20 protein-coding genes are annotated in these 19,924 nt (G+C 62.9%); 17 read left to right on the top strand and 3 right to left on the bottom strand.

Annotated features, from left to right (window positions below; genetic code table 11):
* Positions 1 to 17: 17 nt before the first annotated feature.
* Entirely contained in the window at positions 18 to 1,016 is a 999-nt protein-coding gene (locus Q7F16_RS28025) for a LysR family transcriptional regulator (RefSeq protein ID WP_409557129.1), read from the top strand.
* 167 nt (positions 1,017 to 1,183) lie between these two features.
* On the opposite strand, the gene Q7F16_RS28020 is transcribed toward Q7F16_RS28025, so the two are convergent.
* Together Q7F16_RS28020 and Q7F16_RS28015 are read right to left on the bottom strand one after the other, a co-directional pair.
* Entirely contained in the window at positions 1,184 to 1,591 is a 408-nt protein-coding gene (locus Q7F16_RS28020) for a PA2817 family protein (protein ID WP_014339527.1), read from the bottom strand.
* Between the two features lie 103 nt (positions 1,592 to 1,694).
* Entirely contained in the window at positions 1,695 to 4,142 is a 2,448-nt protein-coding gene (locus Q7F16_RS28015) for an acyl-CoA dehydrogenase (protein WP_409557128.1), read from the bottom strand.
* A gap of 260 nt (positions 4,143 to 4,402) precedes the next feature.
* Between Q7F16_RS28015 and Q7F16_RS28010 the strand changes: the two genes are divergently transcribed.
* The 4 genes from Q7F16_RS28010 to Q7F16_RS27995 all read left to right on the top strand — a co-directional run bounded on the left by Q7F16_RS28010 (position 4,403) and on the right by Q7F16_RS27995 (position 7,581).
* A complete protein-coding gene (locus Q7F16_RS28010) occupies positions 4,403 to 5,062 on the top strand; it encodes a transglutaminase-like domain-containing protein (RefSeq protein ID WP_046063670.1) in 660 nt (219 codons plus the stop codon).
* Positions 5,063 to 5,106: 44 nt separating this feature from the next.
* Positions 5,107 to 5,730 (top strand): glutathione S-transferase family protein, encoded by a 624-nt coding sequence (locus Q7F16_RS28005; RefSeq protein ID WP_046063741.1) that lies wholly within the window; start codon positions 5,107 to 5,109, stop codon positions 5,728 to 5,730.
* Positions 5,731 to 5,866: 136 nt separating this feature from the next.
* The gene (locus Q7F16_RS28000; protein WP_409557127.1) at positions 5,867 to 6,799 is read left to right on the top strand and encodes an ABC transporter ATP-binding protein; all 933 of its coding nucleotides are present in this window, start codon (positions 5,867 to 5,869) and stop codon (positions 6,797 to 6,799) included.
* Between the two features lie 2 nt (positions 6,800 to 6,801).
* Positions 6,802 to 7,581: an ABC transporter permease gene (locus tag Q7F16_RS27995; RefSeq protein WP_041476072.1), complete on the top strand. Its 780-nt coding sequence runs from the start codon at positions 6,802 to 6,804 to the stop codon at positions 7,579 to 7,581.
* A 166-nt stretch (positions 7,582 to 7,747) separates the two neighbouring features.
* On the opposite strand, the gene Q7F16_RS27990 is transcribed toward Q7F16_RS27995, so the two are convergent.
* The gene (locus Q7F16_RS27990; RefSeq protein WP_046063671.1) at positions 7,748 to 8,263 is read right to left on the bottom strand and encodes a DUF2062 domain-containing protein; all 516 of its coding nucleotides are present in this window, start codon (positions 8,261 to 8,263) and stop codon (positions 7,748 to 7,750) included.
* A gap of 144 nt (positions 8,264 to 8,407) precedes the next feature.
* Between Q7F16_RS27990 and Q7F16_RS27985 the strand changes: the two genes are divergently transcribed.
* From Q7F16_RS27985 to Q7F16_RS27930, 12 genes are all read left to right on the top strand, one after another.
* Complete coding sequence (locus Q7F16_RS27985) at positions 8,408 to 10,654, top strand: DNA internalization-related competence protein ComEC/Rec2 (RefSeq protein WP_409557126.1); 2,247 nt, start codon at positions 8,408 to 8,410, stop codon at positions 10,652 to 10,654.
* Positions 10,655 to 10,749: 95 nt separating this feature from the next.
* Positions 10,750 to 11,385 carry a MotA/TolQ/ExbB proton channel family protein gene (locus Q7F16_RS27980; RefSeq protein WP_014339519.1) on the top strand — a complete coding sequence of 212 codons (636 nt, stop codon included), beginning with the start codon at positions 10,750 to 10,752 and terminating at the stop codon, positions 11,383 to 11,385.
* Positions 11,382 to 11,810 (top strand): ExbD/TolR family protein, encoded by a 429-nt coding sequence (locus Q7F16_RS27975; RefSeq protein WP_013694002.1) that lies wholly within the window; start codon positions 11,382 to 11,384, stop codon positions 11,808 to 11,810. The genes Q7F16_RS27980 and Q7F16_RS27975 overlap by 4 nt, the downstream gene beginning before the upstream one ends.
* Entirely contained in the window at positions 11,810 to 12,820 is a 1,011-nt protein-coding gene (gene lpxK / locus Q7F16_RS27970; protein WP_046063673.1) for a tetraacyldisaccharide 4'-kinase, read from the top strand. The genes Q7F16_RS27975 and lpxK overlap by 1 nt, the downstream gene beginning before the upstream one ends.
* Before the next feature lie 23 nt (positions 12,821 to 12,843).
* Positions 12,844 to 13,029: a Trm112 family protein gene (locus tag Q7F16_RS27965; RefSeq protein WP_003179363.1), complete on the top strand. Its 186-nt coding sequence runs from the start codon at positions 12,844 to 12,846 to the stop codon at positions 13,027 to 13,029.
* On the top strand, positions 13,026 to 13,790 hold the full coding sequence (gene kdsB / locus Q7F16_RS27960; protein ID WP_409557125.1) for a 3-deoxy-manno-octulosonate cytidylyltransferase: 765 nt from the start codon (positions 13,026 to 13,028) through the stop codon (positions 13,788 to 13,790). The genes Q7F16_RS27965 and kdsB overlap by 4 nt, the downstream gene beginning before the upstream one ends.
* Complete coding sequence (locus Q7F16_RS27955) at positions 13,790 to 14,254, top strand: low molecular weight protein-tyrosine-phosphatase (RefSeq protein ID WP_409557124.1); 465 nt, start codon at positions 13,790 to 13,792, stop codon at positions 14,252 to 14,254. Before kdsB ends, Q7F16_RS27955 begins: the two co-directional genes overlap by 1 nt.
* The gene (gene murB / locus Q7F16_RS27950; RefSeq protein ID WP_409557123.1) at positions 14,251 to 15,270 is read left to right on the top strand and encodes a UDP-N-acetylmuramate dehydrogenase; all 1,020 of its coding nucleotides are present in this window, start codon (positions 14,251 to 14,253) and stop codon (positions 15,268 to 15,270) included. The genes Q7F16_RS27955 and murB overlap by 4 nt, the downstream gene beginning before the upstream one ends.
* 265 nt (positions 15,271 to 15,535) lie before the next feature.
* Positions 15,536 to 16,006 (top strand): (2Fe-2S)-binding protein, encoded by a 471-nt coding sequence (locus Q7F16_RS27945; RefSeq protein WP_079304881.1) that lies wholly within the window; start codon positions 15,536 to 15,538, stop codon positions 16,004 to 16,006.
* Positions 16,003 to 18,318: a xanthine dehydrogenase family protein molybdopterin-binding subunit gene (locus Q7F16_RS27940; RefSeq protein WP_046063677.1), complete on the top strand. Its 2,316-nt coding sequence runs from the start codon at positions 16,003 to 16,005 to the stop codon at positions 18,316 to 18,318. The genes Q7F16_RS27945 and Q7F16_RS27940 overlap by 4 nt, the downstream gene beginning before the upstream one ends.
* Complete coding sequence (locus Q7F16_RS27935; RefSeq protein ID WP_046063678.1) at positions 18,318 to 19,289, top strand: XdhC family protein; 972 nt, start codon at positions 18,318 to 18,320, stop codon at positions 19,287 to 19,289. Before Q7F16_RS27940 ends, Q7F16_RS27935 begins: the two co-directional genes overlap by 1 nt.
* Positions 19,290 to 19,309: 20 nt before the next feature.
* Positions 19,310 to 19,900 (top strand): nucleotidyltransferase family protein, encoded by a 591-nt coding sequence (locus Q7F16_RS27930; RefSeq protein ID WP_046063679.1) that lies wholly within the window; start codon positions 19,310 to 19,312, stop codon positions 19,898 to 19,900.
* Positions 19,901 to 19,924 lie beyond the last annotated feature (24 nt).

Below are 19,924 nucleotides of genomic sequence, written 5' to 3'. Positions count from 1 at the left end.
CAAAGGACTGTTGCGCCATGAGCACAAATCTACCGTTGCCGTTGCTGGCCGAAATGGCCATCTTCGTCAAGGTCGTGGAGACCGGCAGCTTCTCCGAGGCGGCCCGCCAGTCAGGCTCATCCCCGTCGGCCATCAGCCGCAGTATTTCTCGCCTGGAGAAAGCCCTGGCGACTCGCTTGCTGCAACGCACCACCCGCAAGTTGCGTTTGAGCGATGGTGGGGAGGAGGTGTTCAAACGCTGTCAGGAAATGGTCGCCGCCGCTCGGTCGGTGATGGAAATCAGTGGGCAGTTCACTCAGGAGGCTGAAGGCCGCATCCGCGTCAGCGTGCCCAAGGCGGTGGGGCGTTTCGTGATTCATCCGCACATGCCCGAATTCTTGCGTCGTTATCCGAAGGTCGATGTGGAATTGTTTCTGGAGGATCGGCAGGTTGACCTGATCGACGATCATGTCGACCTGGCCATCCGGATTACCGATCAACCTCCGGTAGGGCTGGTGGGGCGTCAGCTGTTGACCATTGATCACCTGCTCTGCGCCACGCCGCAGTACCTGGCTGAACACGGTACGCCCACGCATCCTCATGACTTGCTGGAACACAGCTGCATTTACCTGGGAGCAACCCCGAACGATGCTCGCTGGAAATTCAAGAAAGGCAGCAAGTCCGTCACCGTCGGCGTGCACGGGCGCTACGCGGCCAATCACACGGGGGTGCGGTTGGGGGCCGTCTTGCAGCACATTGGCATTGGCAGCCTGCCGTACTTCACCGCCCGCCATGCCTTGGAGCAGGGCTTGATCGTGCAGGTATTGGCCGACTGGACGTTCCTGGCTTCCTACCACGGTGGCTTGTGGTTGCTGCATTCACCGACCCGCTACCTGCCGCCCAAGCTGCGGGTGTTCATTGATTATCTGGTGGCGTGCCTGGAGAAGGAGCCGACCTTGGGCACGGTGGCCGGCGGGAGTGGCCCCAGCAAGGTCGCGACGGGTCATGAGTTGCCGGAGAGTGATGGGTTGTTTTGACCGGCCCCATCGCGAGCAAGCTCGCTCCCACAGGGAGGCGATGGTGAGCTGCGGCTTCTGTGGGAGCGAGCTTGCTCGCGATGAGGCCCGTCCAGGCAACACACGTTGGCTAGGCAAAAAAAAGCCCGCCGGGTTAACCGTGCGGGCCTTTGCATGACGGATCGCAATCAGTGCTTGCTGTCCTGCTCCGACATCGCCAGCAATTGCTTTTCCTGGTTCCAGTCGAAAGGCTCGTCGTTTTGCTCGGCTTCGAAACGACGCTCCTCCAGGGCCTGGTACAGGGCGATTTCTTCGTCGGGCATGTAGTGCAGGCAGTCGCCGGCGAAGTACCAGAGCAGGTCGCGAGGCACCAGGTGGGCGATCTGTGGATAACGGACGATCACCTGGCAGAGGAGGTCCTGGCCCAGGTACTGGCTTTCGATCGGGTCGACGGGCAGTTGCGCGCGCAACTCGTCGAAGCGCTCCAGGAACAAGGCGTGGCTTTCTTCGGGCACCTGTTCGGCTTCACCCACGGCGACCAGAATGCTGCGCAAGTGGTCAAGCAAGACAAGGTGATCGGCAACGATGTTGGACACGAGATAAGTCCTCAAGAGCAAAACGGGCGCAGGAGTATAAAGCCCTTGCGTCCGCTTTTATAGGTGAAGAGCTATAGGTGACGAGCGTACCTGGCCGTCACGATCAACGGACCTTGTCCTGCGCCAGCGTCAGCTCGTCCTTAGCGAAATCATCCACATCGATCACCTTGCGCCGCGCCGCCTCGGCCGCGCGCAAGGTCTGCGCTTCACCGGCTTGCAGCACACCCGCTTCCAGGGCCGCGTCGATGAGGGGCTCACCAGGCGCCGGGTTGAGCTGACCCTGCTTGAGCGCCCCGTGCAGTTTCTTGTGCAGCGGATGGGCGGCGGCCAGCAGGTCGGCGGCGTGTTGCAGGGCGCCCACCGGATCTTCGGTCGATTGCGGGCGATAGCAGCCCTGCAGCAGCTCTTCGAGGGTCGGGTCACCCTTGGACCGGCCAATGACCGCAGCGACCTCGGCGTCGAGTTTGTCGCTCGGGCCCTTGTGACGACGACCGAAGGGGAACACCACCACGCGCAACAGGCAACCCAGCACCCGGTTCGGGAAATTGCTCAGCAGTTCATCCAGCGCACGCTCCGACTGGCCCAGGCTTTCCTCCATGGCCCAGGTGAACAGCGGCTTCATGTGGTCCGGCGAGTCCAGGTCGTGATAGCGCTTGAGCGCGGCAGACGCCAGGTACAGGTTGCTCAAGACGTCGCCCAGGCGGGCCGACAAGCGTTCCCGGCGTTTGAGTTCACCCCCCAGCAGCATCATGCTCAGATCCGCCAGCAGGGCGAATGCCGCTGCCTGCCGGTTGAGGGCGCGGAAATATCCCTGGCTCAAGGCATTGCCGGGGGCCTTCTCGAAATGCCCCAGGCCCAGGTTGAGCACCAGGGTGCTGGCGGCGTTACTCACGGCAAAACCAATGTGCTTGAGCAACAAGGCGTCGAACTCGACCAGCGCCTGGTCCTTGTCTTCACGGCTTGCCAGGGCCATTTCCTTGAGCACGAACGGATGGCAGCGAATGGCGCCCTGGCCAAAGATCATCAGGTTGCGCGACAGGATGTTCGCGCCTTCGACCGTGATGAAGATCGGCGCACCTTGCCAGCTGCGACCCAGGTAATTGTTCGGGCCCATGATGATGCCCTTGCCGCCATGCACGTCCATGGCGTGGCTGATGCACTCGCGGCCGCGTTCGGTCAGGTGGTACTTGAGAATGGCCGACAGCACCGAAGGCTTTTCCCCCAGATCCACCGCGTTGGCGGTCAGCATGCGTGCAGCATCCATCATCCAGGCGTTGCCACCGATGCGCGCCATGGCTTCCTGGATACCTTCGAACGCCGATAACGGTACATTGAATTGCTCGCGCACCTGGGCGTATTGGCCCGTTACCAGGCTGGTGAACTTCGCGGCACCGGTGCCCACTGCCGGCAGGGAAATCGAGCGCCCGACCGACAGGCAGTTCATCAGCATCATCCAGCCCTTGCCGAGCATGTCCTGGCCGCCAATGAGGAACTCCAGTGGAATGAACACGTCCTTGCCCCAGTTCGGCCCGTTCATGAACGCGGCGCCGAGGGGCAGGTGACGGCGGCCGATCTGCACGCCCGGGGTGTCGGTGGGAATCAAGGCGAGGCTGATGCCCAGGTCTTCTTCGTCACCCAGCAAGTGGTCGGGGTCATACGCCTTGAAGGCCAGGCCGAGGAGGGTGGCCACCGGGCCAAGGGTGATGTAGCGTTTTTCCCAGTTCAGGCGCAGGCCCAATGTTTCCTGGCCTTCCCATTCACCCTTGCAGATGATGCCGGTGTCGGGCATCGCCCCGGCGTCGGAGCCGGCCAGCGGCCCGGTCAGGGCGAAGCAGGGAATGTCGTCACCACGGGCCAGTCGCGGCAGGTAATGGTCGCGTTGTTCGTCGGTGCCATAGTGCAGCAACAGTTCCGCCGGGCCTAGGGAGTTGGGGACCATCACGGTGGAGGCCAGGTCGCCGCTGCGCGTGGCCAGTTTCATCGCCACCTGGGAGTGGGCATAGGCGGAGAACCCCTTGCCGCCGTATTCCTTGGGAATGATCAGCGCGAAGAACCCGTGCTCCTTGATATGGGCCCAGGCTTCAGGCGGCAGGTCCATGGCCTGGCCGATCTGCCAGTCGCTGACCATTGCGCAAAGGGCTTCGGTGGGGCCGTCGAGGAACGCCTGCTCTTCCTCGGTCAGTTGCACCTTGGGGTAGGCCAGCAGCAAGTCCCAATCCGGGCGGCCGCTGAACAGTTCGCCGTCCCACCACACCGTGCCGGCATCGATGGCGTCGCGCTCGGTCTCGGACATGGGCGGCAGGGTTTTCTGGAACCAGTCGAACATCGGCGCACTGAAATACCGACGGCGCAGGTCCGGTAGCAGCAGCGGGGCCGCGACGGCGGCGAGTGCTACCCAGAAGATCAACATCAGCCACCCGGGAGCGGGGCTGAACAGGTTCATGGCTAGCAGGTAGGCCGCGATGATGCCCAGCGCGGGCAACGGAGCGGTGCGCCGATGCGCCAGCCAGGCTTTACCGACGACCAGAACCAGTATCCACAACAACAGCATATGTAATCCTCCGTGAACCAAGGCAAAACCGACCTTCAGAGCTTAGACGGCATCTGCAAAACCGGCAGTCAGCGCGATGTGATTGATTTCGTGGGAAACCCTGGGTGCATTGCGCCAGTCTGGTTGGCAACAGCCGTGGGAAATCGTTCGTTAACAAGGTGAGAAAACGCCATTGTTTGGCCGGAATGCCGTTATCGCTGGCCGGGGGCTGTGGATAAACTCGAGGCAAGCGGTGATGTTTCTCCAGAGGTCTTCATTTTATGCAGCAATACCTGAACCCCGGCCCGTTCATCGACAGCGATCACCCCGCGGTCATCGACTTCACCGAAAGCCACCGCGGTGCCGACCGCGACCCCCTGGTGCAAGCGATCAGCCTGTATTACGCCGTGCGCGAGGCGGTGCGCTACAACCCCTATACCTTCAGTCGCGACCCGGCGACCCTGCGCGGCAGCTACGCGCTGGCCGCAGGCGAAAGTTACTGCGTGCCCAAGGCTACCTTGCTGGCCGGCTGCGCTCGGCATTGCGGCATCCCGGCGCGCATCGGCCTGGCGGATGTGCGCAATCACCTGTCTACGCCGCGCCTGCTGGAATTGCTCAAGAGCGACGTGTTCGCCATGCACGGTTATACCGAGCTGTACCTGAACGACCGCTGGGTCAAGGCCACGCCGGCATTCAACCAAGGGCTGTGCGAGTTGTTCGACGTGGCCCCGCTGGAATTCGACGGTCGCCACGACAGCGTTTTCCATCCGTTCAATCGGCAAGGGGCGAAGCTGATGGAGTACATCACCGACCACGGCCCGTTCGCCGATGTACCCGAGGCGTTCTTCTTCGAACACCTGGAGAAATGCTACCCGCACCTGTTCGGCGAGCAGGTGCCACTCTTGCTCGGCGACATGCAGGGCGATTTGAGTCGTGCCTGATCCGGCGTATGCTGCTGCGGCATTTATCCATCGAGGACGCCGTGATGCTGAAGATATGGGGCCGGAAAAATTCATCGAATGTGCGCAAGGCGTTGTGGTGCGCAGAAGAGTTGGGGCTGGCCTACGAGGCCATTGATGCGGGCGGGGCATTCGGTGTGGTGGACACGCCCGAGTACCGTGCGAAAAACCCCAATGGCCGAGTCCCGATGATCGAGGACGACGGCTTCGTGCTCTGGGAATCCAACACCATCGTGCGTTACCTGGCTGCTCGTCATGCGTCGGGTTCGGCCTGGTATCCCGCAGACATACAGGCACGGGCCCAGGCTGAAAAGTGGATGGACTGGACCACGTCCAGTTTTGCCGCACCGTTTCGCACCGTGTTCTGGGGCGTCTTGCGCACCCCGGCCGAGCAACAGGACTGGGCGGCCATCAACGCAGCGATCAAGGAGTGCGACGACTTGCTGGCGATGGTCGAGCAGACCTTGAGTGAACAGCCCTACCTGTCGGGTGATGAAATCGGCATGGGCGACATTCCCTTGGGCAGTTTCATTTATGCCTGGTTCGAGATGCCCATCCAGCGCGCCGAGCTGCCCGCTGTGCAGGCCTGGTACGCGCGGTTGCAGCAGCGTGCGGCCTACCGCAAGGCCGTCATGACCGCGTTGACTTAATACTTACTATCGACACACTTGACTGTACTTGTGCGGCGACGCCAAGCACCATTGCCTTCGTGCGCTGTGGTTGTATTGCTCGCCGCCCGCCCTTATCTATTCTTTTCCTCCCTCCCTTCTTGGTGCGTAATCCGATATGAGTTCCGCTCTGTCCATCCGGCAGCTAACCAAAACCTACGGCAACGGTTTCCAGGCCTTGAGTGGTATCGATCTGGACGTCACCGAAGGTGATTTCTTCGCCTTGCTCGGCCCTAACGGTGCCGGCAAATCCACCACCATTGGTATTCTTTCCACGCTGGTGAACAAGACCAGCGGCACGGTGAACATCTTCGGTCATGACCTGGACCGCGAGCCCGCCGCTCTCAAGCGTTGCATCGGTGTGGTGCCCCAGGAATTCAACTTCAACCAGTTCGAAAAGACCTTCGACATCGTCGTGACCCAGGCCGGTTACTACGGCATCCCGCCGAAGATCGCCAATGAACGCGCCGAGCAGTACCTGACCCAACTGGGCCTGTGGGACAAGCGCGACGTGCCGTCCCGTTCATTGTCCGGCGGCATGAAGCGGCGACTGATGATTGCTCGCGCGCTGGTGCATGAGCCGCGCCTGCTGATCCTCGACGAGCCGACTGCCGGCGTGGACATCGAACTGCGTCGTTCGATGTGGAGTTTCCTGACCGAGCTGAACCAGAAAGGCATCACCATCATCCTCACCACTCATTACCTGGAAGAGGCTGAGCAGTTGTGCCGCAACATCGGCATCATCGACCACGGCACCATCGTCGAGAACACCAGCATGCGCCAGTTGCTCAGCCAACTGCATGTGGAAACCTTCCTGCTGGATCTGAAAAATGATCTGCAAGTGGTCCCGCAGCTCATCGGCTATCCGGCCCGCCTGGTGGACAGCCACACCCTGGAAGTCCAGGTGGACAAAGCCGTGGGTATCACCGGGCTGTTCGCCCAACTGGCCCTGCAAAACATTGAAGTGCAGAGCCTGCGCAACAAAACCAATCGCCTCGAGGAGTTGTTTGTGTCCCTGGTGGAGAAAAATCTGGCGAAGGTGGCGGTATGAGCATGAGTTCCGAACTGCGCCCCAACCTCATCGCCCTCAATACCATCGTTTACCGTGAAGTCCGGCGCTTCATGCGGATATGGCCGCAGACGCTGCTGCCACCGGCCATCACCATGGTCTTGTACTTCGTGATCTTCGGTAACCTGATCGGCCGACAAATCGGCGACATGGGCGGCTTCACGTACATGGACTACATCGTACCGGGGCTGATCATGATGTCGGTGATCACCAACTCCTACGGCAATGTGGTGTCGAGCTTCTTCGGTAGCAAATTCCAGCGCTCGATCGAAGAGCTGATGGTCTCGCCGGTGTCGCCCCATACGATCCTCATCGGTTACACCCTGGGCGGTGTGCTGCGCGGCCTGGCGGTGGGCCTGATCGTGACCCTGCTGTCGTTGTTCTTTACCGATTTGCAGGTGCATCACCTCGGGGTGACGGTATTGGTGGTGGTGCTCACGGCCACGATCTTTTCGCTGCTGGGTTTCATCAATGCTGTGTTTGCGCGCAACTTCGATGACATCTCCATCATCCCGACATTCGTGCTCACGCCGCTGACCTACCTGGGCGGGGTGTTCTACTCAATCTCGTTGCTGCCGCCGTTCTGGCAGACCGTGTCCCTGGCCAACCCGGTGCTGCACATGGTCAACGCCTTTCGCTACGGCATCCTCGGGGTATCGGACATCAAGATCAGCATCGCGATTACCTTCATGCTGGTGGCGACCGTGGTGCTTTACCTCGGTTGCGCGCGGTTGCTGGTCAGCGGGCGCGGGATGCGTACCTAAATATCCCTTGTGGGAGCGAGCTTGCTCGCGATGGCGTCAGGTCATCCAGTAATGTGCTGGCTGACACACTGCTATCGCGAGCAAGCTCGCTCCCACATTGATCTCCTTCGCGCCGCAGATTTGTGGCCACAAAAAAGGCCTCCATCCCAGGAGGCCTTTTTGCATTTCACATCCGGCTTTTCTTGCGCCGCCTCCACTGTCGGGCCACCCACCAGCGCCAGTAACTCATGGTGACGAAGTAGGCGAGGGCGCCGAGTACCAGGCCGGTTACCACCGAGCCGAGCAGGAACGGCTGCCACAAGGTGGACAACTGGCCGCTGATCCATTCCCAAGTCAGCTCTTCGGGCAGCGTCCGGGCGGGCACGTCCATCAGCCAGGCGCCGGTCTGGTAAGTGCAGAAGAACACCGCCGGCATGGTGATCGGATTGGTCAGCCACACCAGGCTCACCGCAATCGGCATATTGCCGCGCACTGTGACGGCCAAGGCGGCGGCCAGCAACATTTGCAACGGGATCGGCAAGAACGCGGCAAACAGACCGACGGCCATTGCCCGGGCCACAGAGTGTCGATTGAGGTGCCAAAGATTGGGGTCGTGCAACAGGGTGCCGAGAAAACGTAAGGATTTATGTTCCCGAATGCTCTCTGGGTCTGGCATGTAACGTTTGAATAGGCGCCGGGGCATAAGGCTTCTCGGTCGGTTCAACGCAGTAAGGCCGCAAGTATGTCTGGATTCTACGGCTGACAGATTCAGACTTTGTGACAATTGATAACGCCAGCGGTGCCGCGGACCGTCTATGCCTCAAGAGGGTACTCTCAAGGACGGGTTATGCGCACAGGATTAGTCGCGCTTGCACTGGGGCTGTTGGCCCCGATTTTTTTGCCGGCACTGCCGCCGCTGTGGCTGATTGCAGCCATGCCGGTGCTGGCGCTGATGGCGTTGCCGTTTCGAAGCTACCCGCTGGGTTTTTTCCTGTTCGGGCTGGCGTGGGCCTGCCTGTCGGCGCAGTTTGCGCTGGACGAGCGGTTGCCCGTCGCGCTCGACGGCGAAACCCGCTGGGTCGAGGGGCGCGTCGTCGGTTTGCCGCAACAGGGCGATGGCGTGGTGCGCTTCGAACTGGCCGATGCCCATTCACGTCGTACCCGATTACCGACAACGCTGCGCCTCGCCTGGTTCGGTGGCCCACCCATCAACAGCGGCGAACGCTGGCGATTGGCGGTGAAGCTCAAGCGGCCCGCCGGGCTGCTGAACCCACACGGCTTCGACTATGCCGCCTGGTTGTTGAGCCGAGGTATCGGCGCGACCGGTACGATCAAGGACGGTCGTCTCCTGCAAGCGGCCCGGGGCGCCTGGCGCGACGAGGTGCGCCAGGCGCTGGCACAAGTCGATGCCCACGGCCGCTCCGGTGCGCTGGCGGCGCTGGTCCTGGGCGACGGCGGCGGCCTGAGTCGCGAGGATTGGCAGGTGCTGCAAGACACCGGCACCGTCCACTTGCTGGTGATCTCCGGGCAACACATCGGCCTGCTCGCCGGCCTGGTGTACCTGTTGGTGGCCGGCGCGGCGCGTTATGGCCTGTGGCCGGTCGGTCTGGCCTGGTTGCCTTGGGCCTGTGCACTGGCCTTCTGCGCCGCCCTGGGCTACGGCTTGCTCGCCGGCTTCGAGGTGCCGGTGCGGCGGGCCTGCGCGATGATCGGCCTGGTGCTGTTGTGGCGCTTGCGTTTCAAACAGCCAGATCCGTGGTGGGCCTGGTTGCTGGCCTTCGTCGGGGTGCTGGTGTTCGACCCGCTTGCCAGCTTGCGGCCGGGGTTCTGGTTGTCGTTTGCGGCCGTCGCCATCTTGATGTTCACCTTTGGCGGTCGCCTGGGGCCGTGGCGCTGGTGGCAAACCTGGACCCGTGCCCAGTGGCTGGTCGCGGTCGGCCTGTGTCCGTTGCTGTTGATCGTGGGCTTGCCGGTCAGCCTCAGCGGACCGCTGGTGAACCTGCTCGCGGTGCCCTGGATCAGCCTGTTGGTGTTGCCGCCAGCGTTGCTCGGCACGGCGTTGTTGCCGGTGCCGCTCTTGGGCGAAGGCCTGCTGTGGATCGCTGGCGGGCTGCTTGATCTGCTGTTCAAGGGGCTGACGCTGGTTGCCGGACGAATGCCGGCCTGGGTCCCTGTTGCGGTCCCGCCCTGGGTCTTGGCTATCGCGGCCTTCGGTGCTTTTTTGCTGCTGCTACCCAAAGGTGTACCGCTACGTGTACTGGGGTGGCCAATGGTGTTGCTGATGGTGTTTCCACCACGAGAGCACCTGCCCCAACGGCACGCCGAGATCTGGCAACTGGACGTGGGACAAGGGCTGGCGGTGCTGGTACGGACCCGGCATCACAGCCTGCTTTACGACGCCGGGCCGCGCTTTGGCGAAGCTGATGTGGGCGAGCGGGTCGTATTGCCGACCTTGCGCAAACTGGGTGTGCGCGGTTTGGACCTGATGCTGCTCAGCCATGCCGATGCCGATCATGCTGGCGGTGCCCGCGCCGTGCGCAATGGGCTGCCGACGATGGAAGTCATCAGCGGCGATCCCGACGCGCTGCCCGCCGAGCTGCTGGCCGGACCTTGTGAAAGCGGTAGGCGTTGGGAGTGGGACGGGGTCAGGTTCGAGCTGTGGCGGTGGGCCTCTGCCGTTGAAAGCAACCAGAAGTCCTGCGTCCTGCTGGTGGAGGCCGGCGGCGAACGCCTGCTGCTGACTGGCGATATCGACACCCATGCCGAACGGGCCTTGCTCGACGAGTCCCTGGCGGCGCCGATCCAGTGGCTGGCCGCGCCGCATCACGGTAGCCGCAGTTCGTCGTCGATGGCGTTGCTGTCACGTCTCCAGCCGCATTCGGTATTGATCTCCCGAGGGCAGGGCAACGCGTTCGGCCACCCTCATCCCCAGGTGATGGCCCGGTATCGACGCTCGGGCCTGGCGGTCTACGACAGTGTCGAGCAGGGCGCCATTCGTCTGCAACTGGGTGCTTTCGAGGGGCCGCGCACCGAGGCCGGGCGCCGCCGCTACTGGCGCGATCCGCCAGCCGTCGGGCCACCGGGGCAATATTGATCCAGCGCAACCGGGTGATGCGCTTATCGGTGGGGCGGGTCTGCAAGGCGAGTCTGTGTGATAAAGTGGCGCACTTTTTCGAGGGGGCAGTCACTGTGTGGGAATTGGTCAAATCCGGCGGCTGGATGATGTTGCCGATCATTCTGAGTTCCATCGCGGCACTGGGTATCGTTGCCGAACGTCTGTGGACCCTGCGGGCCAGCCGCGTGACCCCGGAGCATCTGCTCGGACAGGTCTGGGTCTGGATCAAGGACAAGCAGCTGAACAAGGACAAGCTCAAGGAGCTGCGTGCCAGTTCACCGCTGGGGGAAGTCCTCGCCGCCGGCCTGGCGAACTCCAAGCATGGTCGCGAGATCATGAAGGAGTGCATCGAGGAAGCCGCCGCCCGGGTCATCCATGAACTGGAACGCTATATCAGCACCCTCGGGACCATCGCCGCCATGTCCCCACTGTTGGGCCTGCTGGGTACGGTGCTGGGCATGATCGACATCTTCAGCGCGTTTACCGGCTCCGGCATGACCACCAACGCCGCGGTACTGGCGGGGGGCATTTCCAAAGCCTTGATCACCACCGCCGCCGGCCTGATGGTGGGTATTCCGGCCGTGTTCTTCCATCGGTTCCTGCAACGCCGCGTTGACGAGTTGGTGGTCGGCATGGAGCAGGAAGCGATCAAGCTGGTCGAGGTGGTGCAGGGTGACCGTGAAGTGGACCTGGCTGGGGGCAAGAAGTGAAATTCCGCCGCAAGCCACGGGAAAACATCGAGATCAACCTCGCGTCGCTGATCGACGTGGTGTTCATCCTGCTGCTGTTTTTCGTCGTGACCACCACCTTCACCCGGGAAACCCAGCTCAAGGTTGAATTGCCGCAGGCCGTCAGCGGCTCGCCGGCCGAAGACCAGCAACTGAAGAATCTGGAAATCACCATCAGCGCCGAAGGGGCGTTCTCGGTGAACAACCAATTGCTGCCCAAAAGCGACCTGGCGAGCCTGATCGAGGCCCTGCAGAAAGAGTCTGGCGGCGACACCAACCTGCCGCTGTCCATCAGCGCCGACGGCAAGACCCCTCATCAATCGGTGATCACCGCCATGGACGCGGCCGGCAAGCTCGGTTTCAGCCATCTGCGCATGACCACGGTCGAGGCGGCTCCCGCACCCTGATGGCCATGTCCGATCGATTGCTTGCCGCGTGGTACGAAGGCCACCCGGCCCTGACCCTGCTACGGCCGCTGGAGTGGTTGTACCGACGGGTGGTGGTGGGCAAGCGCGAGCGTTTCCTGGCGGGTGAGGGCCAGATCTACCAGCCCCCCGTGCCGTTGCTGGTGGTCGGTAATATTACGGTAGGCGGCACCGGCAAGACGCCGTTGATCCTGTGGATGATCCAGCACTGTCAGCGCAGTGGCCTGCGGGTCGGGGTGGTCAGCCGGGGTTACGGCGCCAAGCCGCCGCAACTGCCTTGGCGGGTAACGGCCGAGCAGGGCGCCGACGTCGCGGGTGATGAACCGCTGTTGATCGTCCAGCGCACCGGTGTGCCGTTGATGATCGACCCCGATCGCAGTCACGCGGTCCAGGCGCTGCTGGAGGCCGAACCGCTGGACCTGATCCTGTCCGACGACGGCATGCAGCATTATCGAATGGCCCGGGACCTTGAACTGGTGCTGATCGACAACGCCCGCGGCCTGGGCAACCGCCGTTGCCTGCCCGCCGGGCCGTTGCGCGAGCCGGTCGAGCGCCTGCAATCGGTTGACGCGGTGCTGTACAACGGCGCCAGTGCCGATCGCGAAGACGGCTTTGCCTTCCAATTGCACCCCACCGAACTGGTGAACCTGGCCAGCGGCGAACGGCGCCCCCTCGACCATTTTTCACCCGGCCAGGCCCTGCACGCCGTGGCTGGCATCGGCAACCCCCAGCGTTTCTTCAAGACCCTCGAAACGCTACACTGGCGGCCAATACCGCACGGGTTTGCCGACCACGCCGAATACAGCGCCCAGGCCTTGAATTTCACGCCATCGCTGCCGGTGGTCATGACGGAAAAGGACGCAGTCAAATGCCGTGCCTTCGCCGCCTCCGACTGGTGGTACCTGGCGGTAGACGCCGCGCCGTCACCGGCCTTCGCGGCCTGGTTCGATACGCAGTTGATGCGCCTGTTGCCGGATCGGCTTTTGCCTTAAAACCTTTTATCCAGGGGAATTCCATGGACACCAAACTGCTCGACATTCTGGCCTGCCCGGTCTGCAAAGGCCCGCTCAAGCTCAGCGCCGACAAGACCGAACTGATCAGCAAGGGCGCCGGCCTGGCTTACCCGATCCGCGACGGCATCCCGGTGATGCTCGAAAGCGAAGCCCGCACCCTGACCACCGACGAGCGCCTGGATAAATGACCGCAACCTTTACCGTTGTCATTCCGTCGCGTTTCGCTTCGACGCGTCTGCCCGGCAAGCCGTTGCTGTCGATTGCCGGCAAGCCGATGATCCAGCACGTCTGGGAGCAGGCTTGCAAAAGCAGCGCCCAGCGTGTGGTGGTGGCGACCGACGATGCGCGCATCGTCGAGGCCTGCAAAAGCTTTGGCGCCGAAGTCGTCCTGACGCGTGAAGACCATAATTCCGGCACTGACCGCCTGGCGGAGGTCGCGGCGAAACTCGGTCTTGCTGCCGACGCGATCGTGGTCAATGTGCAAGGTGACGAGCCGTTGATCCCGCCGAGCGTGATCGATCAGGTCGCCGCCAACCTCGCGGCCCACACCGAGGCGCGCATGGCCACCCTGGCCGAGCCGATCGAGGATGTGCAGACGCTGTTCAACCCCAACGTGGTCAAGGTGGTCAGCGACCTCAATGGCCTGGCGTTGACCTTCAGCCGCGCGACGTTGCCCTGGGCGCGGGACGCATTTGCCCAAAGCCGTGACGTGATGCCGGAAGGCGTGCCATACCGCCGTCACATCGGTATCTATGCCTACCGCGCCGGCTTCCTCCAGGACTTCGTCGCCTGGGGCCCGTGCTGGCTGGAAAACACTGAAGCCCTGGAACAGCTGCGTGCCCTGTGGCATGGCGTGCGGATCCATGTCGCCGATGCGCTGATCGCCCCGCCGACCGGTGTCGACACCGCCGAAGACCTCGAGCGCGTTCGTCGCCTGCTGGAGGCTTGATGCGGGTCCTGTTCGTCTGCCTCGGCAATATCTGCCGCTCGCCCACCGCCGAAGGCATCCTGCGCCACAAGTTGCGTGAGGCCGGGCTGGCCGGGCAGGTGGAAGTCGCTTCCGCTGGCACCGGTGACTGGCACGTCGGCAAAGCGCCGGACAAGCGCAGCCAGGCGGCGGCCCTGAGGCGTGGCTACGACTTGTCGGCCCAGCGCGCGCAACAGGTGACCCGCGCTGATTTCGCCGCCTATGACCTGATCCTGGCGATGGACAGCAGCAATCTGCGTAATCTCAAGGCTCTGCAACCGGCTAATGGCAAGGCCGAGTTGGATCTGTTCCTGCGTCGCTACGAGGCTGAACTCGATGATGTGCCGGACCCGTACTACGACGGCGAACAAGGCTTCGAACAAGTGCTGGACCTGATCGAACGCGCTACCGATCGCCTGGTGATCGAATTGAAGGGGCGGTTATGACCTTGCAGGTTCGGGCGGGCGTCAGCCTCAAGCCCTTCAACAGCTTCGGTGTGGACGTCACTGCCCGGTTGTTCGCCGAAGCCCACAGCGATGACGATGTTCGCCAGGCACTGGCCTATGCCACCGAGCATGCCGTGCCGCTGCTGGTGATCGGCGGCGGCAGCAACCTGCTGCTGACCGGCGACATCGACGCCTTGGTGGTGCGCATGGCCAGCCGGGGAATTCGTTTGCTCAGCGATGACGGCGAGCGGGTGGTGATCGAGGCCGAAGCCGGGGAACCCTGGCACCCCTTCGTTCTGCACACGCTGGCACAAGGCTGGTCTGGATTGGAGAACCTCAGCCTGATCCCCGGCACCGTGGGCGCGGCACCGATGCAAAACATCGGCGCCTATGGTGTGGAGATCAAGGATGTCTTCGCCGGGCTCACCGCGCTGGATCGCCAGACCGGTGAACTGCGCGAGTTCACCCTGGAGGAGTGCCGCTTCGCTTACCGCGACAGCGTGTTCAAGCAGCAGGTGGGGCGCTGGTTGATCCTGCGGGTGCGTTTTGCCCTCAGCCGCGCCGCGCACTTGCATCTGGAATACGGCCCGGTGCGTCAGCGATTGACTGAGCAGGGCATCGAGCAGGCAACACCTACCGATGTGAGCCGGGCCATTTGCAGTATCCGCAGCGAAAAACTCCCGGACCCGGCGGTGCTGGGCAATGCCGGCAGCTTCTTCAAGAACCCGCTGGTGCCGGCCACGCATGTGGCGCACTTAAAGCTGCAATACCCTGACCTGGTGGCTTATCCACAGCCTGAAGGGCAGATGAAAATCGCTGCCGGCTGGCTGATCGAACGGGCCGGCTGGAAGGGCTTTCGCGAAGGCGATGCCGGGGTGCACAAGTTGCAGGCGTTGGTGCTGGTCAACTACGGCAACGCCACGGGCCCGCAACTTCTGGACCTGGCCCTGCGCATCCAGAAAGACATTGCCGAACGTTTCCAGGTCGAGCTGGAAATGGAACCCAATCGGTACTGAGCCGCTTTCACGCAAGCGCCTGAAAAACGCCCTGCACACCCTGCACACAAGCATTTGTGCAGGATTGTGCAGGGCGTTTTGCGTGATCCTGGGTTAATTTAGCTTCCTAACGATGCGACCATCGCATCCTAAAGGCCCGATGCAGACGCCTGCGTGCGCCGGCATAAGAGAGCCCGATCAGCCTGAGTCAGTCTGCGACAACCGAACCGTCAACCCGGCGGCAGATTGCTCGACCCCATAACTCGATAACTATGCGGGCGTGCCCATGATTACCCTGAAACTCAATGGAAAAGACCATCAACTGGATGTGACAGAGGACATGCCGCTGCTGTGGGCTATCCGGGATGTGGCCGGTTACAACGGCACCAAATTCGGCTGCGGCATGGGCCTGTGCGGCGCCTGCACCATCCACATCGACGGCGCCCCGGCGCGCAGTTGCATCACGCCCATCGGCTCGGTGAAGGGGCAGAACATCAGCACCATCGACGGGCTGCACACTGACCCGGTCGGGCAGGTCGTCCAGAAGGCCTGGCTCGAGACCGCCGTGGCCCAGTGCGGTTACTGCCAGGGCGGGCAGATCATGTCCGCCACCGCTTTGCTCAAGACCAACCCCAACCCGAGCGATGAGCAGATCGAAGAAGCCATGGTCGGCAACCTCTGCCGCTGCGGCACCTACAACCGGATCAAGACCGCGATCCGCCAGGCCTCCACCCACCTGAAGGAGGCCAAGGCATGAGCCGCTTGCCCGATGATTTCGTGCTGAGCAACCTCAGCCGCCGTGGCTTCCTCAAGGGCGCGAGTGCCACCGGTGTGCTGGTGCTGGCGGCCACTTGGGGCCTGCCGGAGGCCTTTGCCGAGGAAAAGAAATTCGGCGCCGAGGGCATGCCCCATGGCGCGGTCGACGACCCGAAGGTGTACGTCAGCATTGCCGCCGATGGCAGCGTGACCGTGATCTGCAACCGTTCGGAAATGGGCCAGGGTGTGCGCACCAGCCTGAGCATGGTCGTGGCCGATGAGCTGGAGGCCGACTGGGCGCGTGTGAAGGTGCAACAGGCGCCGGCCGATGAGGCGCGCTTCGGCAACCAGGACACCGACGGCTCGCGCAGCATGCGTCATTGGTACGAGCCGATGCGTCGTTGCGGGGCTGCCGCCCGGACCATGCTGGAACTGGCCGCCGCTGCGCAGTGGAAGGTGCCAGTGAGTGAATGCCATGCCCAACTGCACAAAGTGCTGCACCAGCCTTCGGGGCGTGAACTGGGCTATGGCGAGTTGGCCGCTGCCGCCAGTGCCTTGCCAGTGCCGGGGCGTGACAGCTTGCGCCTCAAGTCGCCTTCGGAGTTCCGCTACATCGGCAAGGAGGCGAGCCGGGCCATCGATGGCGCAGACATCGTTAACGGTCGTGCCGTGTTTGGTGCCGATGTGCATTTCGACGGCATGCTCTATGCCGTCATCGCGCGTCCGCCGGTCTATGGTGGCAAGGTCAAGAGCGTGGACAGCAGCGCGGCGCTGAAAGTACCGGGCGTGGTCAAGGTGGTGCAGATCGAAGGGCGCCCGCTGCCCTCCGAATTCCAGCCGTTGGGCGGCGTGGCGGTGGTGGCGAAGAACACCTGGGCGGCGATCAAGGGCCGCGAAGCGTTGAAAATCCAGTGGGACGACGGCCCGAATGCCGGTTATGACTCCATTGCCTATCGCAAGGAGCTGGAAGCGGCGGCCCTCAAGCCCGGAAAAGTCGTGCGCAGCAGCGGCGATCTCGACGATGCGCTGGCCAAGGCTGATTCGACGTTGGAAGCATCGTATTACTTGCCGCACCTGTCCCAATCACCGATGGAACCGATGGTTGCCGTTGCCCGGTTCAAGGACGGCCAATGCGAGGCCTGGGCACCGAGCCAGGCCCCGCAGGTGACCCGTGAACGTGTCGCTGAGCGCCTGGGCATCCCTTTCGAGAAGGTCACGGTGAACATCACGTTGCTGGGCGGCGGTTTCGGACGCAAGTCAAAACCCGATTTTGTCGTCGAAGCGGCCGTGCTCGCCAAGGAGTTTCCCGGCCAGCCGATACGGGTGCAATGGACCCGCGAGGACGACATCCATCATTCGTATTTCCACACCGTGTCGGCCGAATACCTCAAGGCCGGCCTGAACCAGGACGGTATGCCGTCCGGCTGGCTGCACCGCACCGTAGCGCCGAGCATCACCGCACTGTTTGCGCCGGGCATGACCCACGAGGCGCCGTTCGAAATAGGCATGGGCGTGACCAACATGGCCTACGCCATCCCCAATCTGCGCCTGGAGAACCCAGAAGCGGTGGCCCATGCCCGAGTGGGTTGGTATCGCTCGGTGTCGAACATCCCCCACGGTTTCGCGATCCAGAGTTTCATCGATGAATTGGCCCACAAGGCCGGCCAGGATCCGCTGAAGTACCAGGTCAAATTGCTCGGGCCGGACCGTAAGATCGATCCGCGTACCTTGAGCGAAGAATGGAACTATGGCGAATCCCCCGAGCGTTATCCGATTGATACGGCGCGGATCCGCACGGTGCTGGAAACCGCTGCGAAGGCCGCCGGTTGGGGCCGGGAGCTGCCCAAGGGCCGTGGCCTGGGGTTGGCGGTGCACTACAGCTTCGTCACTTACGTGGCGGCGGTGATCGAAGTGGAGGTCAAGGACGACGGCACGGTGATCGTGCACAAGGCGGACATCGCCGTGGATTGCGGTCCGCAGATCAACCCCGAACGTATCCGCTCCCAGTTCGAAGGCGCCTGCGTCATGGGCCTGGGCAATGCCATGGTAGGTGAGATCAGCTTCAAGGACGGCAAGGTGCAACAGGACAATTTCCATATGTACGAAGTGGCGCGCATGTCCCTGGCGCCCAAGGAAGTGGCTGTGCATCTGGTCACACCTCCAGGTGAGGTGCCGTTGGGCGGTGTTGGCGAGCCGGGCGTGCCGCCGATTGCGCCGGCGCTGTGCAACGCGATTTTTGCCGCCACCGGTAAGCGGATTCGTAGCCTGCCTGTGCGCTATCAGCTGCAAGGCTGGCAGCAGGCGAAGGCCTGATGGACAGCGTTGATCTGAATGTCCTGCGCAGCGTGCTTGAGTGGCGCCGCGCCGGGCAGCGGGTGGTGTTGTTCACAGTGGTCCAGACCTGGGGCACCGCGCCAAGGCCGCCGGGTGCGATGCTGGCCCTGCGCGAAGATGGCGTGGTGATTGGTTCGGTGTCGGGAGGTTGTGTCGAGGATGACCTGATCGCCCGGCTGCACGACGGTCGCATTCCGGCGGACGGTCCGCCGGTGCAACTGATCACCTATGGCGTCACCCGCGAAGAGGCGGCGCGCTTCGGCCTGCCGTGCGGCGGTACCCTGCGCCTGACCGAAGAGCGGGTGGGCGACCCACACTGGGTCGCGCAATTGCTGGAACGCTGCGAGGCCCATGAAATCGTCGCCCGTGAGCTGACAGTCGCCAGCGGCAACGTGGTCCTGACCCCGGCCAGCAAGACCGACGTCCTGGTGTTCGATGGGCAGGTCCTGCGGGCCATATACGGTCCACGTTGGCGGCTGCTGCTGATCGGCGCGGGGCAACTGTCACGCTACGTGGCGGAAATGGCCCGGTTGCTGGATTTCGAAGTGCTGATCTGCGATCCGCGCAAGGAGTTTGTCTACGGTTGGGAAGAGCAGCATGGCCGCTTCGTCTCGGGGATGCCCGACGAAGCGGTGTTGAGCATCCAGACCGACGAGCGCACCGCCATTGTGGCCTTGACCCATGACCCACGCCTGGATGACATGGCGCTGCTTACGGCCCTGGACTCCAAGGCTTTTTATGTCGGCGCGCTGGGCTCGCGAGTCAACAGCCAGAAACGCCGGGATAACCTGGCTCAGCTAGGCTTGTCAGCAGAGGCCATTGAACGCTTGCATGGACCCATCGGCTTGCACATCGGCAGCCACACTCCGGCGGAAATCGCCTTGTCGCTGCTGGCCGAAATCGTGGCCATCAAGAATGGCGTTGAACTGCGGCAGAAAAAGTCGCTGTAAGCCGTGGGCAAGGAGGGCGTATGAGCGAGTCGATTGGCGTGATCATTCTGGCGGCCGGATCGGGCAGCCGTTTCCGCCACATTGCAGGCCCGGACAAGGATAAGTTGCTGGCTGATTGCACCGGGCGTGACGGTGCCGTGCGGTCGGTGATCGAGCAGGTGCTGGTGAATCTGCCAGCCGCCCTGGAAAAACGCCTGCTGGTGACGAGCAAGGAGCGGCCGCAAGCCATTCGCATGGCCCAGGCTTATGGCTGCGATTTCGTGGGGCTGGACTCGCCCGGCCTGGGCGACAGCATTGCCGCAGGCGTCCAGGCCTGCCCGGACCTTGATGGCTGGCTGATAGTGCTGGGCGACATGCCCTTCATCCTGCCGTCGAGCATCGAACAGGTGGTGGCAGGGATTCGTGCGGATGGCATCAGTGTGCCGGTTCTTGCAGGTGAGTACGGGCATCCGGTGGGATTCGGTCGCGGGTTTGGGCCGAAACTGATGGCATTGACCGGTGATCGGGGGGCCAAGGTATTGTTTGCCGGGGCGCAAGTGGTCGAAGTGCCGGTGGATGACCCTGGTGTGACGTGGGATGTCGATGTGCCAGAGGCACTGACTTTCAAATAACAGACGACGCAGACCCCTGTGGGA

It is taken from the genome of Pseudomonas sp. Lb2C2, from assembly GCF_052112205.1.
Taxonomy (GTDB): Bacteria; Pseudomonadota; Gammaproteobacteria; order Pseudomonadales; family Pseudomonadaceae; genus Aquipseudomonas; species Aquipseudomonas kilonensis.
Note: the sequence above shows the minus strand (reverse complement) of the source record. Positions and strands in the feature narration are given on the sequence as shown.